General features: G+C 71.5%; 19 protein-coding genes. 11 read left to right on the top strand and 8 right to left on the bottom strand.

Annotated elements, in window-relative coordinates:
- Nucleotides 1-23: 23 nt before the first annotated feature.
- On the bottom strand, nucleotides 24-1,484 hold the full coding sequence (locus EUA06_RS05170; protein WP_129473953.1) for a tyrosine-protein kinase domain-containing protein: 1,461 nt from the start codon (nucleotides 1,482-1,484) through the stop codon (nucleotides 24-26).
- An 84-nt stretch (nucleotides 1,485-1,568) separates the two neighbouring features.
- On the opposite strand from EUA06_RS05170, the gene EUA06_RS05165 reads away from it, so the two are divergent.
- The gene (locus tag EUA06_RS05165; RefSeq protein WP_207208218.1) at nucleotides 1,569-2,435 is read left to right on the top strand and encodes a nucleotidyltransferase family protein; all 867 of its coding nucleotides are present in this window, start codon (nucleotides 1,569-1,571) and stop codon (nucleotides 2,433-2,435) included.
- Nucleotides 2,432-2,716, top strand: a complete 285-nt coding sequence (locus tag EUA06_RS05160; protein ID WP_129473952.1) for a PqqD family protein — start codon at nucleotides 2,432-2,434, stop codon at nucleotides 2,714-2,716. Before EUA06_RS05165 ends, EUA06_RS05160 begins: the two co-directional genes overlap by 4 nt.
- Here the strand turns inward: EUA06_RS05160 and EUA06_RS22315 are convergent.
- Nucleotides 2,652-3,101, bottom strand: coding sequence for a VanZ family protein (locus EUA06_RS22315; RefSeq protein WP_165354265.1), 450 nt, complete (start codon nucleotides 3,099-3,101; stop codon nucleotides 2,652-2,654). The two genes, EUA06_RS05160 and EUA06_RS22315, sit on opposite strands and share 65 nt — an antisense overlap.
- A gap of 24 nt (nucleotides 3,102-3,125) precedes the next feature.
- On the opposite strand from EUA06_RS22315, the gene EUA06_RS05150 reads away from it, so the two are divergent.
- The 3 genes from EUA06_RS05150 to EUA06_RS05140 are packed head-to-tail and all read left to right on the top strand — an operon-like array spanning nucleotide 3,126 to nucleotide 5,818.
- A complete protein-coding gene (locus EUA06_RS05150) occupies nucleotides 3,126-4,184 on the top strand; it encodes a P-loop NTPase family protein (RefSeq protein ID WP_165354264.1) in 1,059 nt (352 codons plus the stop codon).
- A gap of 41 nt (nucleotides 4,185-4,225) precedes the next feature.
- Complete coding sequence (locus EUA06_RS05145) at nucleotides 4,226-4,615, top strand: ANTAR domain-containing protein (RefSeq protein ID WP_165354263.1); 390 nt, start codon at nucleotides 4,226-4,228, stop codon at nucleotides 4,613-4,615.
- A gap of 42 nt (nucleotides 4,616-4,657) precedes the next feature.
- On the top strand, nucleotides 4,658-5,818 hold the full coding sequence (locus tag EUA06_RS05140) for an acyl-CoA dehydrogenase family protein (protein ID WP_129473948.1): 1,161 nt from the start codon (nucleotides 4,658-4,660) through the stop codon (nucleotides 5,816-5,818).
- Nucleotides 5,819-5,821: 3 nt separating this feature from the next.
- Here EUA06_RS05140 and npdG read toward each other — a convergent pair whose 3' ends face one another.
- A complete protein-coding gene (gene npdG, locus EUA06_RS05135) occupies nucleotides 5,822-6,484 on the bottom strand; it encodes an NADPH-dependent F420 reductase (protein WP_129473947.1) in 663 nt (220 codons plus the stop codon).
- 67 nt (nucleotides 6,485-6,551) lie between these two features.
- Here npdG and EUA06_RS05130 point away from each other — a divergent pair, with 67 nt between their 5' ends.
- Both EUA06_RS05130 and EUA06_RS05125 read left to right on the top strand, forming a co-directional pair.
- A complete protein-coding gene (locus EUA06_RS05130) occupies nucleotides 6,552-7,079 on the top strand; it encodes a type 1 glutamine amidotransferase domain-containing protein (protein ID WP_129473946.1) in 528 nt (175 codons plus the stop codon).
- An 81-nt stretch (nucleotides 7,080-7,160) separates the two neighbouring features.
- Nucleotides 7,161-9,071 carry an adenylyl cyclase gene (locus EUA06_RS05125; protein WP_129473945.1) on the top strand — a complete coding sequence of 637 codons (1,911 nt, stop codon included), beginning with the start codon at nucleotides 7,161-7,163 and terminating at the stop codon, nucleotides 9,069-9,071.
- On the opposite strand, the gene EUA06_RS05120 is transcribed toward EUA06_RS05125, so the two are convergent.
- Nucleotides 9,056-9,748 carry a dihydrofolate reductase family protein gene (locus tag EUA06_RS05120; RefSeq protein ID WP_242497981.1) on the bottom strand — a complete coding sequence of 231 codons (693 nt, stop codon included), beginning with the start codon at nucleotides 9,746-9,748 and terminating at the stop codon, nucleotides 9,056-9,058. The two genes, EUA06_RS05125 and EUA06_RS05120, sit on opposite strands and share 16 nt — an antisense overlap.
- Nucleotides 9,749-9,778: 30 nt before the next feature.
- Between EUA06_RS05120 and EUA06_RS05115 the strand changes: the two genes are divergently transcribed.
- Complete coding sequence (locus tag EUA06_RS05115; RefSeq protein ID WP_129473944.1) at nucleotides 9,779-10,681, top strand: dihydropteroate synthase; 903 nt, start codon at nucleotides 9,779-9,781, stop codon at nucleotides 10,679-10,681.
- Between the two features lie 49 nt (nucleotides 10,682-10,730).
- Here EUA06_RS05115 and EUA06_RS05110 read toward each other — a convergent pair whose 3' ends face one another.
- From EUA06_RS05110 to galE, 3 genes are all read right to left on the bottom strand, one after another.
- The gene (locus EUA06_RS05110; protein WP_129473943.1) at nucleotides 10,731-11,597 is read right to left on the bottom strand and encodes an endonuclease domain-containing protein; all 867 of its coding nucleotides are present in this window, start codon (nucleotides 11,595-11,597) and stop codon (nucleotides 10,731-10,733) included.
- Between the two features lie 132 nt (nucleotides 11,598-11,729).
- Nucleotides 11,730-12,428 carry an N-acetylmuramoyl-L-alanine amidase gene (locus EUA06_RS05105; RefSeq protein WP_129473942.1) on the bottom strand — a complete coding sequence of 233 codons (699 nt, stop codon included), beginning with the start codon at nucleotides 12,426-12,428 and terminating at the stop codon, nucleotides 11,730-11,732.
- Complete coding sequence (galE, locus tag EUA06_RS05100) at nucleotides 12,428-13,441, bottom strand: UDP-glucose 4-epimerase GalE (protein WP_129473941.1); 1,014 nt, start codon at nucleotides 13,439-13,441, stop codon at nucleotides 12,428-12,430. The genes EUA06_RS05105 and galE overlap by 1 nt, the downstream gene beginning before the upstream one ends.
- Nucleotides 13,442-13,482: 41 nt before the next feature.
- Between galE and gmd the strand changes: the two genes are divergently transcribed.
- A complete protein-coding gene (gmd, locus tag EUA06_RS05095) occupies nucleotides 13,483-14,463 on the top strand; it encodes a GDP-mannose 4,6-dehydratase (protein WP_129473940.1) in 981 nt (326 codons plus the stop codon).
- Nucleotides 14,460-15,392, top strand: coding sequence for a GDP-mannose 4,6-dehydratase (locus EUA06_RS05090; protein ID WP_207208217.1), 933 nt, complete (start codon nucleotides 14,460-14,462; stop codon nucleotides 15,390-15,392). Before gmd ends, EUA06_RS05090 begins: the two co-directional genes overlap by 4 nt.
- Here EUA06_RS05090 and rfbA read toward each other — a convergent pair.
- Nucleotides 15,389-16,255, bottom strand: a complete 867-nt coding sequence (gene rfbA, locus EUA06_RS05085) for a glucose-1-phosphate thymidylyltransferase RfbA (RefSeq protein ID WP_129473939.1) — start codon at nucleotides 16,253-16,255, stop codon at nucleotides 15,389-15,391. The two genes, EUA06_RS05090 and rfbA, sit on opposite strands and share 4 nt — an antisense overlap.
- Nucleotides 16,256-16,308: 53 nt before the next feature.
- On the opposite strand from rfbA, the gene EUA06_RS05080 reads away from it, so the two are divergent.
- Nucleotides 16,309-18,222, top strand: a complete 1,914-nt coding sequence (locus EUA06_RS05080; RefSeq protein ID WP_129473938.1) for a DUF4012 domain-containing protein — start codon at nucleotides 16,309-16,311, stop codon at nucleotides 18,220-18,222.
- Nucleotides 18,223-18,224 lie beyond the last annotated feature (2 nt).

Genomic DNA, 18,224 nt, shown 5'->3' with positions numbered 1-18,224 from the left:
TCGGCCGAGCACCGATCGACCGATCAGGACTTGCCGGCCTTCTCGGACTTCTCCGCCTTCTCCGCCTTCTCGGCCTTGGCCGGCTTGCGGCGTCGGCCCTTGCCCGCCGTCGAGTACACCTCGACCGACTTGTACTCGGACTTGTAGCCGCCGCCGTAGCCGCCGTAGCCGCCGCCGTAGACGATGGCGTTCGCGCCCTTGACGGGCGCCTTGTTGAGCACCACGCCGAGCAGCCGGCTGCCGACCTGGTCGAGGATCCGGCGGCAGTGCTGGCTCTGCTCGATGTGCGTCTTCCCTGACGCCTGCACGAGCAGCGCCCCGTCGCAGAAGGCGGACAGCAGGCCGGCGTCCGTCACCGGGAGCAGCGGCGGTGCGTCGAGGATGACGAGGTACTCCTCGGCGAGCTCGTCGATCAGCTGCTTCATCCGCAGCGAGCCCAGCAGCTCGCTGGGGTTGGGCGGGATGCGCCCGGCGGGCAGCAGGCTCAGGTTGGTCATCCCCGAGTCGACGATGACGTCCTTGACCTCGACGTCGCCGGCGAGGGCCTGGGTGAGGCCCACGGCACCGTCGATCTCGAACGTGGTGGCGATCATCGGGCGGCGGAGGTCGGCGTCGATCAGCAGCACCTTGGTGCCGGCCTGGGCGACCAGTCGGGCGATGTTGGCGGAGACCGTGGACTTGCCCTCACCCGGGAGGGCCGAGGTCACCACGATCTTGCGGGGCTCGTTGTCGACGTCGACGAACCGCAGGTTGGTGCGCAGCTGGCGGAACGCCTCCGCGGCCCTGCCGAGGTCACCGCGCACTCCGCGGTGCGTGCGGCCGAGGACCTCCTCCTTGGGGATCACGCCCAGCACCGCGGCGCCGGTGGCCTCCTCGACGTGCTTGGCCGAGCGCACCCGGCGATCGATGAGGCGACGCGCGATCAGGAAGGCGTAGGCGAGGCCGAGGCCGCCGATCGCGCCCTTCATGGCCGCGCGCTCGTAGTCGGGCGTGAACGGCGCACCGGGGAGCTGCGCCTCCTCGAGGGGAATGATCCGCGCAAGGTTCGCGCCGTCGACGTCCTCGGCCACGACGACGACCGCGTCCACCACCGCGTTGGCGAGGTCGCGCGCCTCCACGGGCGTGGTGCCGATGGCGGAGATGGTGATGGAGTTGACGCTGGCGTCGACAGTTGCCGAGAACCGACCGGCGATGGCGCTGGGGGGCACGTCGAGGCCGAGCTCGTCGACGACCTCCTGGGCCACCGGTGTCTTGGAGACGAGGAAGGCGTAGAGGTTGGCCTTGTCCTCGGCCACCTGGTTGTTGCCCTGCTCCTCCCCGGCGCTCTCCGCGTTGCCGACCCGCACGAGACCCGACGCGGTCGCCGAGTAGAGCACCGGGTCCCGGGTCGTCTTCGCGATCATCAGGAGGGCGCCCAGGATCGTGCAGCCGATGAGCACCCACACGTAGGCGCGGCTCAGCCGGACGAAGTCGGCAAACGTCATGCTCGCGAGTCTAGGCCGTGACACGCCGCCGTCCGGTCATAACGACGGACACCGCCGGGCGGCGCTGCTGGCACGATGACCCCCATGACCCAGCAGGCGAGCGCGGCGACGGGCCAGATGCCCATCGGCGCGCGCGTCCACCTCGCCCATGCCGTCGTGCAGAAGCTGGCCGACGACCGCGGGATCGACCTGCTCCACCTCAAGGGGCCGGCCGTCCTCCCCGGACTGCGGGCGGGCGGGCGCCAGTCCAGCGACGTCGACGTGCTCGTGCGGCCCTCCCACCTCCACCTGCTGGTCACAGCCCTGGAGTCGGTGGGCTTCGAGCAGCGCACCGACTTCGCCACCGGGTCGGTCTTCGCCCATGCCGCCAACTGGTGGCACGACAGCTGGGGCTGGGTCGACGTCCACGTGTCGTGGCCCGGGGTCACCATCGACGCCGAGCGCGCGTTCGAGGTGCTGTCCCGCGACAGCGTCCAGCACCCGATCGCCCACCGCGCGTGCCCGGTCCCCGGTCGCACCGCACAGCGCCTCGTCCTCGTCCTCCACGCGGCCCGCTCGGGCGGCGGGACCGCCGACATCGAGGGCTCCTGGACTGTTGCCGACCCGGAGGAGAGGGCGGAGGTCCGTGGGCTGACGGCCGAGCTGGGCGCCGAGGTCGCGCTCGCCGCCGGCATCGGCGAGCTCGAGCTGCACCGCGGGGCGCCGACGTACGCCCTGTGGCACCAGTTCGTGCACGGCGGGAGCAGGCTCGACGAGTGGCGCGCCCGCCTCACCGCGGCGACCGGCGCCCGGGCCAAGGCCGAGCTCCTCACCTCCGCCCTCCGCGTCAACCGCGACCACCTGCGGATGGAGCTCGGCCACCCGCCGACGCGGCAGGAGGTCCGGGCGCGCCAGCTGCGGCGGCTCCGTCGGGCCGTCGACGAGCTCTCGCGGCGGGTCGGGCGCCGATGAGTCGCTACCGGATCGCCGACGACGTGGCCTGGGTGAGCCACGAGGCGCTGGACGCACACGAGCTGCCGTCCGCCTACGTCACGCGACTCCCGCACGGGCCGCCGACCACCCTCGAGGGCCCGGCCTGCGTCGTGTGGCTGGCCCTGGCTGAGGGCGGATCGTCCGACGAGATCGCCGCAGCGGCCGCGCTCATGTGGGGCATCGAGCCGGACGAGATCAGGGGTGACGTGCTCGCTCTGGTCGAGGAGCTGGTCGCGCTCGGTCTCGCGACGACAGGCTGACGGCCACCGCGCCGATCAGCGCGCCGAGGGTGTTGGCCGCGACGTCGGTCCAGCTGCCGTCGCGCTCCAGCCAGCGCCACTGCGCCTGCTCGATGAGGGTCGACGCCACGAGCGCGGCAGCCGTCGTCGCCCACCACCAGGGACGACGCATCGCGAGCGTGAGCAGCACTCCGAACGGCACGAACAGCAGGACGTTGAGCAGCACCCCGTAGTCCTCGGGCCCGAGCCGGTCGGGCGCGATCGGGACGTCGGAGCGGAAGAAGACCCACAACGTGACGGTGAGCCGGTTCAGCTCCCAGCCCCACGGCCTCGTCACGAGGACGACGAGACCAGCGACGTAGGTCGCCAGCAGCGCGACGACGTACCAACGACCCACGCGACCCACGTCCGCCACCCTAGAGTGGCGGCCGTGAGCAGCGAGGGGCCGCCGCCCGAGGTCGTGGTGGAGGTGCTCGGCGTGCCCGTCGGGATCCCGGCCACCGGGGACCACGCCGCCCGGCTGCGCCGCCAGTGGGCTCGCGCGCTGACCGACCGTCCGGCGCTCGCCACCGTCGCCATCTCCCACCTCGCGGCGGACGACGAGGTCGCGAGCGACTACGCCATCACCACCCTCGTCACGATGGCCGCCCTCGACGCGACCGCGGGACGACGGATCAACCTCCACGCCGGCGCGGTGTCCGACGACGACGGCCGGGTGCTCGCGGTGATCGGGCCGTCCGGCTCGGGGAAGACGACGGCCATCGCCCTCCTGGCCACGCGGCTCGGCTACCTCTCGGACGAGACGGTGTCGCTCGACGAGTCACTGCGCGTGCACGGCCACCCGAAACCGCTGTCGGTGATCTCCGACCCCAACCACCCGCAGGCCAAGAGGTCGGTCTCCCCCGACGAGGCCGGGCTGCTGCACCCTCCGGACGAGGCCCACCTCCACCGCATCGTGCTGCTGCACCGCGGCGAGGACGACTCCGGCCTGGTGCCGCTCGCGCCGGCGTACGCCATCGCGGAGATGGTCGAGCAGACCTCCTCGCTCGCGCAGCTCGAGCACCCGCTCCTCCGGCTGGCCGAGCTGATCGACGCCTGCGGTGGGGTGTGGGGCCTGCACTACCGCGAGATCGGGGCGCGCCTCGACGAGCTGGTCGGCCTGCTCGACGCCGCCCCGCAACTCGTGGTCGCCCGCGCGCACCATCCCGGCGGCTCCGTGGGCGAGGCCGCGCCGGGCACGTGGCGGCGCGCACCGTGGCTGGACGCGGTGGAGTACGACGACGAGCTCGTGCTGATGGTCGGCGCCGAGGTCCGCGTCCTGGCGGGGCTCGGCCTCCTCCTGTGGCTCGCGCTGGACGTCGCGCGGACGCCCGACGAGCTCGTCACGACGACCACGGTCGCGCTGGGCGAGCACCCGGAGGCGGCGGCGCTGGTGGCGGACGCCCTGGCGCTGCTGGCCGAAGACGGGCTGCTCCTCGCGCCCGAATGATTTACTTGCCTTGTGCACAAGGTAGCGGGCAAAATGTTCTCGTGAACGCACCGTACGACGATCTGCAGCGGCAGATCGATGAGCTCGTCGCCACCGTGAAGAGCAACCGGGACGACATCGAGGGATTGACCAGGCGCGCCGACGCCGCGCAGGACCGCGCCGACGACCTCGAGGCGCGATCCGTCGTCGACCGCGAGCTCATCGCCGAGCTCCAGGCCGACGGGACGCTCCGCCAGGAGCACATCGCAGAGCTGGAGACCGCGCTCGCCTCGTCGCGCACGATCGGGGCCGCGCTCGGCATCCTGATGGCCAGCCGCAACATCGGGCAGGCGGAGGCGCTCGGCGTCCTCAAGGAGACCAGCCAGCGCACGAACACCAAGCTCCGCGACCTCGCCGAGACCCTGGTCCGCGGCACCGAGATCTCGGCCTAGCCACTTCGTCCTGCGGCCCCGGCCGCCGGTAGCGTGCGTCACATGACCGCCCGCCGCCAGCTGCCCACCGAGGAGTCGCGCGACCTCCTCGCGCTCACCCGCGAGATCGCCACCAAGGAGCTCGCACCGCGCTCGGCCGAGGCCGAGGCGACCGAGACCTTCCCGCGCGACGTCTTCGCCATGCTCGGCCAGGCGGGCCTGCTGTCGCTGCCCTACCCCGAGGAGATGGGCGGCGGCGACCAGCCCTACGAGGTCTACCTGCAGGTGCTCGAGGAGATCAGCTCGGTGTGGGCGTCCGTCGGCGTCGGCGTCTCCGTGCACGCGCTCTCCTGCTTCGGGCTGGCCTACTTCGGCACCGACGAGCAGCGCGCCGAGTGGCTGCCCGACATGCTCAGCGGCGACCTCCTCGGTGCCTACTGCCTGTCCGAGCCGCACGCCGGCTCCGACCCCGCCGCGATGCGTACGACCGCGCGCCGCGACGGCGACACCTACGTCCTCAACGGAGCGAAGGCCTGGACGACCCACGGCGGGCACGCCGACTTCTACAAGGTGATGGCGCGGACCTCCGACGACCGCAACGGCATCTCCTGCTTCCTCGTCCCCGCGGCGACCGAGGGGCTCTCGGCCGACCCGCCGGAGCGCAAGATGGGCCTCACCGGCTCCGCGACCGCGACGATGCGCTTCGACAACGTCCGCGTCGACGCCTCGCGCCGCCTCGGCGCTGAGGGCGAGGGCCTCAAGATCGCGCTCGCCGGCCTGGACTCCGGTCGGCTCGGCATCGCCGCCGTGGCGGTCGGCCTCGCCCAGGGCGCCCTCGACTCCGCGGTGGCGTACGCCCGTGAGCGCGAGACCTTCGGCACCCGGATCATCGACCACCAGGGCCTCGCCTTCGTCCTCGCCGACATGGAGGCCGCGGTCGTCTCCGCCCGCGCGACGATGCTCCACGCCGCGCGCCTGCGCGACGCCGGCCTTCCCTTCTCCCGCGAGGCCTCGGTCGCCAAGCTCGTCGCCACCGACAACGCCATGAAGGTCACCACCGACGCGGTCCAGGTCCTCGGCGGCTACGGCTACACCCGCGACTTCCCCGTCGAGCGCTACATGCGCGAGGCGAAGGTGATGCAGATCTTCGAGGGGACCAACCAGATCCAGCGCATGGTCATCTCCCGCTCGCTCGCGAAGGACAACGCGGGCGGGATCGCCTGACGCTCAGACGTCGGTGACCCGCACCCCGGCGTGGGCCTTGTAGCGCCGGTTGACCGAGATCAGGTTCGCGGTGAAGGCCTCGACCTGGTGGGCGTTGCGGAGACGGCCGCCAAAGAGACCGCGCATGCCGGGTACGACGTCCGCCAGGGCCTGGACCAGGTCGGTGGCCTCGCGGTCGTCGCCGAGGACGAGGACGTCGGTGTCGATGGACTCGATCGACGGGTCCTCGAGCAGCACGGCGCTGACGTTGTGGAAGGCGCCCACGACGCGCGACTCGGTGAGGATCGCGGCGGCCTGCTGGGTGGCCGAGCCCTCTTCGACCGGGAGGGCGTACGCCCCCTGCTTGTCGAAGCCGAGCGGGTTCACGCAGTCGACGACGACCTTGCCCGCGAGCTCGTGCCGGAGCGACCCGAGCAGCTCGGCGTGGCCGTCCCACGGCACGACGACGAGCACGATGTCCCCGGCCGCAGCGGCCTCGGCGTTCGACGTCCCCCGCACCCGGCCGCCCGACTCGAGCGCGGCGGCGGCGTCCGCAGCGCGCGCGGCGTCGCGCGAGCCGAGCACCACGTCCAGCCCGGCGGCGGCGAACCGCCTCGCCAGCCCGCGGCCCTGCGGCCCGGTGCCCCCGAGCACGGCGATGGTCAGGGAGGTGAGATCGACGTCCATGCGGGCGACGCTAGCGCCCACCCCGAGGTGTGTTGTCCGGCCCCCACCCGCGAGCAACGGTGGAGGCATGTCCAAGCGCATCGCATTCCTGACCGCATCCGAGGGCGTCGAGGAGGTCGAGCTGACCCAGCCGTGGCAGGCAGCCGTCGACGCCGGCCACACCGCCGAGCTCCTGTCGCTCGACGAGGGCGAGGTGCAGCTCTTCAACCACCTCGACAAGTCCTCCACCCAACGCGTCGACCGCCGCGTCAGCGACGTCGCGATCGGCGACTACGACGCACTCGTCCTGCCCGGTGGCGTCGCGAACCCGGACGCCCTGCGCGGCGACGAGACCGCGGTCGCGTTCATCCGCGACTTCGTCGACTCCGGCAAGCCCGTCGCCGCGATCTGCCACGCGGCGTGGACCCTCGTCGAGGCCGACCGGGTGCAGGGCAAGCGCGTCGCCAGCTGGCCGAGCCTGCAGACCGACATCCGCAACGGCGGCGGCGAGTGGGTCGACGAGGAGGTCGTCGTCGACGGCAACCTCATCACCAGCCGCAACCCCGACGACATCCCGGCGTTCAACAAGGCGCTGCTCGCCGCCCTGGACGGCTAGTCCCCCCAGACGGGGGTGTGGCGCTCGTCACGGGGAGGTGGGAGAGTGGAAGCGCTCTCACACCCCCTCGGAAGGCTCCACATGTCACGACCCCACCCCCGCCGTCGTACGCCGCTGCGTGCCGCCCTCGCGGCCCTCGCCCTGATCGCCGCGGGCCTTGCCTCCGCCGCGGGCCTCACCGCCCCGGCGGCCACCGCGAGCGCCGCCCCCGCTCCGGCGGCCGCTCCCGACCTCGGCGAACGGGTCCTCGTCTTCGACCCGTCCATGCCGGTCGCCCAGATCCGCGAGCGCGCGGACGCGATCTGGCAGCAGCAGGTCGACGCCGAGATGTCGTCGGAGCGTTGGAGCCTGCTGTTCCTCCCGGGCACCTACGGCACCGCGACCGAGCCGCTGCAGATCAAGGTGGGCTACTACACCGAGGTCGCCGGGCTCGGCGCGAGCCCGTCCGACACCGTGATCAACGGCAAGGTCGAGGTCTACAACCGCTGCCTCACCGACGGCCCGACCCAGCCCTACTGCGTCGCGCTCAACAACTTCTGGCGCTCGCTCTCCAACCTCACGATCAACGTGAACGGCACCGGGCAGGACGGCTGCCGGGCGTCCGCCAACTTCTGGGCCACCTCGCAGGCCGCCTCGCTGCGGCGCGTCGACATCCGCGGCGGCAACCTCTCGCTGATGGACTACTGCACCGCCGGTCCGCAGTTCGCCAGCGGCGGCTACCTCGCGGACTCCCGCGCGGGCACGATCATCAACGGCTCCCAGCAGCAGTGGCTGACCCGCAACAGTGAGGTCGGCGAGTGGTCCAACGGCGTGTGGAACCAGGTCTTCGCCGGCACGGTCGGCGCCCCCTCGGAGGCGACCTTCCCGTCCCCGCCCTACACGACGCTGGACCGGACGCCGCTGAGCCGCGAGAAGCCCTTCCTCCACGTCGGTGACGACGGTCGCTGGCTGGTGCGCGTGCCCGACGTCCGCCGCGACTCGCGCGGCACCACCTGGGCCGCCGGCACCACAGCCGGTCGCGACCTCCCGCTCTCGTCGTTCCACGTGGCCAGGCCGAGCGACTCGGCGCAGGTGCTGCGCCGCGCGCTCGACCAGGGCCGGAACCTCCTGCTCACCCCCGGCGTGTACGACGTCGACCGCAGCCTCGTCGTCCGCCGCGACCACGCCGTCGTGCTCGGCCTGGGCCAGGCCACGCTGACCGCGGTCGGCGGCGCCACCCCGGTCGTCGTACGACCCGACGCGACCGACGTCGTGCTCGCGGGCATCACCGTCGATGCGGGCACCCGGCTCTCCCCGAACCTGATGCACCTGCAGGGCCACCCCGGTCGCTCCGGCGACCACCGCGCCGGCAGCACGCCGACGACCACGCTCAACGACGTCTACTTCCGCGTGGGAGGACCGCACATCGGCAAGGCCGACACCTCGCTGCGCATCGACGCCGACGACGTGCTGATCGACCACGCGTGGGTGTGGCGCGCCGACCACGGCATCGAGGGCTTCACGCAGGGAGCCGTGGGCGACACCGACCGCTGGAACACCAACATCGGCCGTGTCGGGCTGGTCGTCGAGGGCGACCGGGTCCGCGCGACCGGCCTCTTCGTCGAGCACTACCAGCAGCACAACACCATCTGGAACGGCGAGGACGGCGAGGTCGTGCTCTACCAGAACGAGCTGCCCTACGACCCGCCCTCGCAGGCCGACTGGACGCGACCGGACGGCACCCTCGGCTGGACGGGCTTCAAGATCGGCGACGACGTGCAGCGCCACCAGCTCTACGGCGGCGGGGTCTACGTCTTCAACCGCAACGACCCGTCGATCATCACCGCCCGCGGCTTCGAGGTGCCCGACCGTGCGGGCGTGCGCCTGCACCACGTGCTGACCGTCAACCTCGACGCCGGCACCATCCAGCACGTCGTCAACGACACCGGGGACCAGGTCGACAGCACCCGCTCCGGCATACCGAGCTACGTGGTGGACTACCCGGCTCCCTGAGCCTCGACCAGCCAGCGACCCAGCAGCGTCCCGTCCTGCTCGAGCAGCAGGGCGGGACGCAGCGCCACGTCCAGGTCCGCGCCGGTGGCGATGCGTACGGCGTCGCCGCCGGTGAGCATCGGGACGATCGTCAGGCAGAGCTCGTCGACGACGCCCGCCGCGAGCATGTCCGCGAACAGCGACGGACCGCCCTCGCACAGCTGCTCGGTCCAGCCGCGGTCCCCGAGCTCGGACTTCAGCAGGGCGAGGTCGATCTCGTCGTCGCCCAGGACCAGCACGTTCTCCTCGCCGAGCGCCTCGCGCGCGGCGGCGAGCCCGTCCGAGGACGCGACGGTCGCCATCAGGATCCGCCCGCGCGGCGCGTCGGCCAGCGTCGGCGGCAGGTCGGCCGAGCGGCTCACGACGACGAGCGGCAGAGCGGGGACGTCGTACTCCTCCGAGCGCAGCGTGCCGGCGCCCACGACGAGGCAGTCGGCCCGCCTGCGGAGCGCGTCGAAGACACGCTTGTCGGCGTCGTTGTTGATGGTCCCGCTGAGCCCGTCGGAGCCCTGGGCGGCGCCGTCGACGGTGCTCACGAAGTTCACCCGCAGCCACGGCTCGCGCTCGGGCGTGTATGCCGCCGCCAGCTCGTCGTCGGACAGGTCGGCCAGGCGACGCAGCTCCACGGGTTCGCTCACCGTTCCATCCTGCCCTCTACCCTTTTGGGCGTGATCACCCTCGCGGACCTGGCCGCGCTCCAGAACGCCTACGGCGACGCGTGGGCCAGCCCGGTCGCGCCGGTCGTGGTCGACGGGCCGCGGGGTTCGGTCGTGATCGGCGACGGCCCGCTCACCGTGATGGGCTGCGTGAACCTGTCGCGCGACTCGACCTACCGCGAGAGCATCGCGACGAGCCCCGCCGATGCCGTCCGCATGGGCCGCGTGCAGGCCGCGCAGGGCGCCGGGATCATCGACCTCGGCGCGGAGTCGAGCACCGCCAGGGCCGCGCGCGTCACCGCCGACGAGCAGATCGAGGCGCTTGTGCCGACCGTCAAGGGTCTCGCCGCAGAAGCGGTGGTCTCCGTCGAGACCTACGAGCCCGACGTGGTGCGCGCGTGCCTCGACGCCGGCGCGCGCATCCTCAACATGACCGGCCGCCAGCACGAGGACGAGATGCTCGAGCTCGCTGCGGAGTACGACGCCGCTGTCGTGCTGTGCTTCGGCGAGACGGCCAACGTCCGCGAGATCTCCGACGTGCCGCCCGACGCCGACCCGGTGCCGGTGCTGCTCGACCACTTCTCGCCGCGCATCACCCACGCCCGCTCGCTCGGCGTCCACCGGGTCGTGATCGACCCCGGGATGGGCTTCTACTACGGCAACCTCGTCGACCCGCTCACCCGCGCGCGCCACCAGGCCAGGGTGCTGGCGCAGGGCTTCCGACTGCGCCCCCTCGGCGTACCGGTGTGCAACGCGGTGCCGCACAGCTTCGACCTCTTCGGCGACGAGTTCCGCAAGGCGGAGGGCTTCTTCGGCGTGCTCGCGACGCTCGGCGGGACCCACCTCGTCCGCACGCACGAGCCCGCGCACCTCCGGGTCGTGCTCCGCGCGATGGACGAGCTCGGCGTCCGCTGAGCAACGTAGGCAGTTCGCCGCCTCCTGCGTGATCGTCACGCTCACAGGATCACCACGTGCGCCGAACTGCCTGCTGGAGTCGCAGGTCGACCACGTCCTGAAGCGCCTGGCGGCAGTAGTCGGGGTCGAACATCACCTCGCTCCAGGTGAACCGGACGACCACCAGCCCCCGTCGCGCGCAGGACGTGTAGCGGCGTACGTCCCGCTTGAGCGACGCGGCATCACTGTGGAACTCGAACGACTCGCACTCCACGACGAGGCCGAGGCGTAGATCGGCCAGGTCCACCCGCCCTACCCCGCGGATGCTGACCTGCGCCCGCACAGCCAGCCCCCGCACGTCGCGGCAGATGGCACGGGCACAGGACTCGAACGGGTTGGCCGCGCGACCATCGGCTGCTCGGACGACCTCCAGAGCCTTCGCGCGCCCGGTCCTGGGGCTTCGTTCCGCGGCACGCAGCAGCTGCTCCCGCGTCACGGACCGGTCCCGCAGGGCGGAGTCGGCGACGCACAGCGCGACGTCGAAGTCGTACGCCCTCGCGCAGCCGATGACGGTCTCTATCGGCCGGGTGACGCCTCGGTAGGCCTGCATCAGGCTGAGGTCCTGCCAGAACACCTGCAGCGACTCGTCCTCGGGCAGGGAACGATTGCGCGGCAGGGTGATCGTCGGCCTGTCCGGCGGATGCTTGACCTTCCAACCGTGGGAGATCGCAGCACTCAGGTGCGACACCGTGCCCGCCACTGCCTCCGCGCGGGCGCGTACGTCCTCGATGTCGCCCAGCGCGTAGGTGCCTCGCCGCAGCCGGCTGATCGTGCCTGCCGCCAGCTCGGCATCCACGTCCGCGCGAGTGACCAGGCACTCGATCTCGTTCCAGCGCGCGACTCCTCCGAGGATCCTGATCGCTTCGATCGGCGTCATCCGAGCACTGTCGTCGACCCGGTCGGATGCCGCACCCGGCTCTCCACAGGCCACCAACGTAGGCAGTTCGGACGCCGCGACCGACGTACGCCGCTGGTCCTCTGCTCCTGGCGGGCGAACTGCCTACGTTGGTCAGCGCAGGAAGGTCCGTACGCCGGCGACGAGCCCGCGGGCGTAGCGCGCCCGACCGGCCGGCGAGGTCATCACCCGCGCCTCGGCCGCGCTGCGCATGTTGCCGAGCTCGACCATCACGGTCGGGACGTCGGAGAGGTTGAGGGTGCCGAGGTCGGAGCGGACGTCGAGACCGTCGCCGCCGGCGATGTAGTTGGCCACGACGAAGTCCTTCGAGACCAGCCCGACCTTCACGGCGTGCGCCAGCCGGGACGACGACTCGAAGATGTCGTCGGTCCAGGGCGCCCGGTCGGCCGGGGCGATCACGTGGAAGCCGCGGGCGCCGGCGGCGTACGACCCGTCAGCATGGAGGGAGAGCTTCAGGTCCGCGCCGATCGCGTTCCCCGCCCGACCACGGGCGTCGACGCACGGGCCCCACCGGTCCAGCCGGTTGCTGTGGCGCGTCAGGACCACGGTCGCACCGAGGGCGCGCAGCCGCCGCGCGACGACGCGCGAGACCTGCCACACGAAGGTCGCCTCCGCGTAGCCGCCGTCGGTGGCGGTGCCGGTGGTGTTGCACGGCTTGGTGAAGCCGCCCGCCTGCACCGGCCGGTTGATCTGCTCCGGGAAGCGGTGGTTGCCGAGCTGGTGGCCGGGGTCGACGACGATGGTCGTGCCGGTGAGCGGCAGCACCGCGGCCAGGACCAGCGACGCGAGCATCAGCCGGCGAAGCCCTCGGGGTTCTGCGACTGCCAGCGCCACGTGTCGGCGCACATGTCGTCGACCGTCCGCTGGGTGCCCCAGCCGAGCTCGGCGTTGGCCTTGGAGGGGTCGGCGTACGACGTCGCGATGTCCCCGGCGCGCCGGGCGACGATTTCGTAGGGCAGCTCGCGGCCGACGGCCTTCTCGAAGGCGCGCAGCATCTGGAGCACGCTCGTCCCCGTGCCCGAGCCGAGGTTCCACGTGTTGACGGCCTCGTCCGTGGTCTCGAGCGCCTTCAGCGCGGCGATGTGGCCCGCGGCCAGGTCCTCGACGTGGATGTAGTCACGCACGCCGGTCCCGTCGACGGTGTCGTAGTCGTCGCCGAAGATCATCAGCTTGTCGCGCTTGCCGACCGCCACCTGTGCGATGAAGGGCACGAGATTGTTGGGGATGCCGGAGGGGTCCTCACCGATCGTCCCCGACGGGTGCGCACCCACCGGGTTGAAGTAGCGGAGCAGCGCGAAGCGCATCTGCGGCGACGCCACGGCGACGTCACGCAGGATCTGCTCCTGCATGACCTTGGTCCAGCCGTAGGGGTTGGTCGCGTAGGTCCGCCGGTCCTCGGTGGCGGCCGCCTGGTCCTCGCCATAGACCGTCGCACTGGAGGAGAAGACCAGCTTGTCCACGTCATAGCGCTGCATGGCCCGGACCAGCGAGAAGGTGGAGACGAGGTTGTTCTCGTAGTACTCCAGCGGCTTCTCGACGCTCTCCCCCACCGCCTTGTGGCCGGCGAAGTGGATGACCCCGTCGAAGTCCTCCGACGCGAAGAGGTGCTCGGTCTTGTCGTGGTCGGTGAGGTCGAAGGAGTGCAGCGTGATCCGGGTCCCGGTCAGGGCCTCGAGCCGGCCCAGGACGGTGGGGTGCGAATTGCTGAAGTTGTCGACGATGACCACGTCGTGACCGGCGGCGATGAGCTGGATGACCGTGTGCGAGCCGATGTAGCCGGCGCCGCCGCTGACGAGGATCTTCATGCGGCTCACCCTAGGACAGGCGCTCCTGACAGACTGAACCCATGCCCAGCGCTCTCATCACCGGAATCACCGGCCAGGACGGCCTCTACCTCGCCGAGCTCCTGCTCGAGAAGGGATACGACGTCCACGGCCTGATCCGCGGCCAGAACAACCCGCGTCGCGAGCTCGTCGAGAAGCTCGTCCCGGACGTCCAGCTGCACAACGGTGACCTCACCGACCTGTCCAGCCTGATGCGCGCGATGCGCGACTCCGACCCGACCGAGGTCTACAACCTCGGCGCGATCTCGTTCGTCGCGTACTCGTGGGAGAACGCCTTCGTCACAAGCGACGTGACCGGCATGGGCGTGCTCAACATGCTCGAGGCCGTACGCCTCCACGCGGGGGACGACCCGGGCCGGATCCGGTTCTACCAGGCGTCGAGCTCGGAGATGTTCGGCAAGGTGCAGGAGGTGCCCCAGTCGGAGAGCACCCTGCTCTGGCCGCGCTCGCCCTACGGCGTGAGCAAGGTCTACGGCCACTACATGACGATCAACTACCGCGAGTCCTACGGCATGCACGCCTCCTCGGGCATCCTCTTCAACCACGAGTCGCCCCGCCGCGGTCCGGAGTTCGTGACCCGCAAGATCAGCCAGGCCGTGGCCCGGATCAGCCTCGGGCTCCAGGACGACATCACCCTCGGCAACCTCGACGCCCGCCGCGACTGGGGCTACGCCGGCGACTACGTCGAGGCGATGTGGCGGATGCTGCAGCAGGACGAGGCCGACGACTACGTCATCGCCACCGGCGAGACCTGGTCGATCCGCGACTACCTCGACCTCGCCTTCAAGCACATCGGGATCGACGACTGGGCCCACCTCGTCAAGCAGGACCCGCGCTTCATGCGCCCCGCCGAGGTCGAGCTGCTCATCGGCGACGCCACCAAGGCCAAGGACAAGCTGGGCTGGACGCCGACCGTGTCCTTCGCCGAGCTGGTGGCGATGATGGTCGACAGCGACATCGCCGCAGCGAAGGCAGGCTGGTGACGGCTCGCGCCTTCATCACCGGCATCGGCGGCCAGGACGGCACCTACCTCGCCGAGCGCCTCGTCTCCGAGGGCACCGAGGTCCACGCCCTGGTCCTGAGCGCTGACGGCCACCCGGCGCACTGCCCGGCCGAGGTCGTCCTCCACACCGGCGACCTCGGTGACCTCGAGGCGACCCGCAGGCTGGTGCTGGAGACTGCGCCGCAGGAGGTCTACAACCTCGCCGCGATCAGCTCGGTCGCCCAGTCGTGGGACGAGCCCGACCTCACCGCCCACGTCAACGGCCAGGCGGCGGTGGCGCTGATGGAGTCGGCGCGCCAGCTCGGCGACGTACGTCTCGTGCAGGCGTCGAGCGCCGAGATCTTCGGCGAGGCCGCCGAGTCCCCGCAGACCGAGGACACGCCGGTCCGGCCGGTGAACCCCTACGGCGCCGCGAAGGCCTTCGCGCACCTGTCGGCCCGTGTCTTCCGCCAGCGGGACCTCCACGTCTCGAGCGTCATCCTCTACAACCACGAGTCGCCGCGGCGCCACGAGCGCTTCGTGACCCGCAAGATCACCTCGACCGTGGCCGCGATCGCCCGCGGAGATGCCGACGAGCTGGTGATGGGCAATCTCGACGCCCGCCGCGACTGGGGCTGGGCCCCCGACTACGTCGACGCGATGGTCCGGGCCGCGCGGGCCGACGAGCCGGGCGACTACGTCGTCGCGACCGGCCGCGCGCACTCCGTACGCGAGTTCGTGGCTGCCGCCTTCACCGCCGCCGGCATCGCCGACTGGGAGTCGCTCGTGCGCCAGGACGAGCGCTTCTTCCGCCCCGCCGACCCGACCGAGCTGGTCGGTGACGCGTCCCGCGCCCGCGAGGTGCTCGGCTGGGCGCCGACCGTCGGGTTCGAGGAGATCGTGACCCGGATGGTGGCGGCCGACCTCTAGCCGTGCTGGAGCAGCCCGAGCAGGTACTCGCCGTAGCCGCTCTTGCGCAGCGGCTGTGCGCGCGACACGAGCTCGTCGTCGCTCATCCAGCCGTTGCGCCAGGCGACCTCCTCGGGAGCGCCGACCTTGAAGCCCTGCCGGCCCTCGATCGTGCGGACGAAGTTCGACGCGTCGTTGAGCGAGTCGAACGTGCCGGTGTCGAGCCAGGCCGTCCCGCGGGGCAGCACCTCGACCTGGAGGCGGCCCTCCTCGAGGTAGCGGCGGTTGAGGTCGGTGATCTCGAGCTCGCCGCGCGGCGACGGCTCCAGCTCGGAGGCGTACTGCACCACGTCGTTGTCGTAGAAGTAGAGCCCGGGGACCGCGAAGTCGCTCTTCGGGTTCTCCGGCTTCTCCTCGAGGGAGAGCGCCCTGCCCTCGTCGTCGAACTCGACGACGCCGTAGGCCCGCGGGTCCGCGACGTGGTAGCCGAAGACCGCGGCACCGTCGAGGTCCTTGAACCGCAGCAGCTGGGACCCGAGGCCCGAGCCGTAGAAGATGTTGTCGCCGAGCACCAGCGCCGAGCGCTCGCCGCCGATGTGGTCGGCGCCGATGATGAAGGCCTGGGCGAGCCCGTCGGGCGAGGGCTGCGTGGCGAAGGTCAGGTTGATCCCGAACTGCGACCCGTCGCCGAGCAGCCGGTGGAAGCCGTCGGCCTCGTGCGGCGTGGTGATGATCAGCACGTCGCGGATGCCCGCGAGCATCAGCGTCGAGAGCGGGTAGTAGATCATCGGCTTGTCGTAGACCGGCACCAGCTGCTTGCTGATGCCCTGGGTGATCGGGTGCAGCCGCGAGCCAGTGCCGCCGGCCAGGATGATTCCGCGCATGGGGGCCACCCTATTGGCCCTCGCGCCGAGGGTTCGACTGGCACCATGTGCCCATGCCGTCCTCCAGCGAGTCCTCAGAGCGCCCGAAGGCGCGCGGACCGAAGCGACGGCTGCTGCGTCCCGGGACCGTCATCGGGCTCTTCTTCCTGTTGCTGATCGGTCTCGCGCTGCTCGCCGTCCCGTTCCTCAAGGCGCCCGGCAACGCCCAGGCGGCCAAGGCCGACCTCGAGTCCGCCAGGGTGTCGCTGGGCAACGGCGACATGGAGGCAGCGGAGACCGCCATCGAGAGCGCCCGCAAGCACGCCGACGAGCTGCAGGGAGCGATGCAGGGCATCGGCGGCGACATCTGGAGCCTGGTGCCGGTCGTCGGCGAGCCCGTCTCGGACGTACGCCACCTCGGCAACGCGCTCGACCACCTGACCAGCGCCGCCGAGATCGCCGTCGACACCTGGCCGGCCGTCAACGGCGACGACGCCACCCTGTTCGCCGACCAGGCCGTCGACGTCCCGACCCTGCGCGCGCTGGTCGACGCGATCGACGAGGCGAGCCTCCACCTCGACACCGCGCAGCTCGAGCTGCGCGAGGTCAACGACTCCGCGCTCGGCGTGGGCACGATGCTGGCCGACGCGCGCGACGAGGCCTCCGCTGTGGTCTCCCCGCTGGCCGGCGACGCCCGCCGGGCCAAGCCGCTGGCCGGCGTCCTCCCGACCCTCTTCGGCGCCGACGGCGACCGCACCTACCTGCTGGCGCTGCTGAACCCGAGCGAGCAGCGCTTCTCCGGCGGCGCCGCGCTGACGATCGTCCCGATGGAGGTCTCCGGCGGAAAGCTCACGATCGGCGACGCGCGCGACACCACCGACCCCGACCTCTTCCGCGTCGGCCGGTGGGACAAGGTCGAGGGCAACCCGTTCCACGACGGCAAGCTGCGCATCTCGACCGCGACGTTCGCCCCCGACTGGTCGGTGTCGGGCGAGGAGGTGCTGCGCGGCTGGGAGCGACGCACCGGTCAGCAGACCGACGGCCTGGTCGCCGTCGACGTGGTGGCGCTCGCCGACATGCTGCGCATCACCGGGCCGGTCGAGACCGAGCTCTACGGCACCCTCGATTCCTCCAACTTCACCCAGAAGCTCGTGGGCGACTACGACACCTATCCCGACAGCGAGGCCCGCAAGGGTCTCAACCGGTCCATCGTCCCCGTCTTCGCAGACCGCCTCTTCGAGCCCGGCCAGGGCCTGGAGAAGATCGAGTCGATCCGCAACTCCGCCCGCGGGCGCCACTTCGCGCTCTGGATGCGCGACGCCGACGTGCAGGCCGCGGTCGCCGACATCGGCCTGGCCGGCGACCTGTCCGACACCGACAACGACTACCTCGCGGTCTTCAACCAGAACACCAACGCGAGCAAGGCCGACTACTGGCAGAGGCGCACGGTCACCAGCAACGTCCAGCTGCGTGCGGACGGCTCCGCCGAGGTCGAGATGACGATCTCGGTCTACAACGACTCGCCGCCCTACGGCGCCAACCAGGAGTTCGGCGACAACCGCGGCGGCAGCACCCGCACCCGGTGGAACGGGATGACCCTCGGTGTCTTCCTGCCCCGCGACGTGAAGATCTCGAGCGCCGCCGCCTCCGGCCGGTCGGTGGGCACCGACACGTTCGACTACTACGGCCGCCCCTACAAGCTGTTACGGCTGATCCTCCCGCCGCAGACGACGAAGGAGGCGACCCTGACCTACGTCGTCCCTGACGCCGGTCGCGCGGCGGACGGCGACCTGACCTACCAGCTCGACCTGACCCCGCAGGGCATGGTCGTCCCCCAGGCGGTGTCGGTCTCCGTCCAGTGGCCGAAGGGCTACCGGGTCGGCGACCTCCCGGAGGGCTGGGCCCGCGACGGCCGCAGCCGGGCGACGTACGACAACCCGGGTCTGATCACGCAGCCGAGCTTCAGCATCACCGGCTCCGCCTCCTGAAC

The sequence above is a fragment of the Nocardioides glacieisoli genome, from assembly GCF_004137245.1.
Classification (GTDB): Bacteria; Actinomycetota; Actinomycetes; order Propionibacteriales; family Nocardioidaceae; genus Nocardioides; species Nocardioides glacieisoli.
Note: the sequence above shows the minus strand (reverse complement) of the source record. Positions and strands in the feature narration are given on the sequence as shown.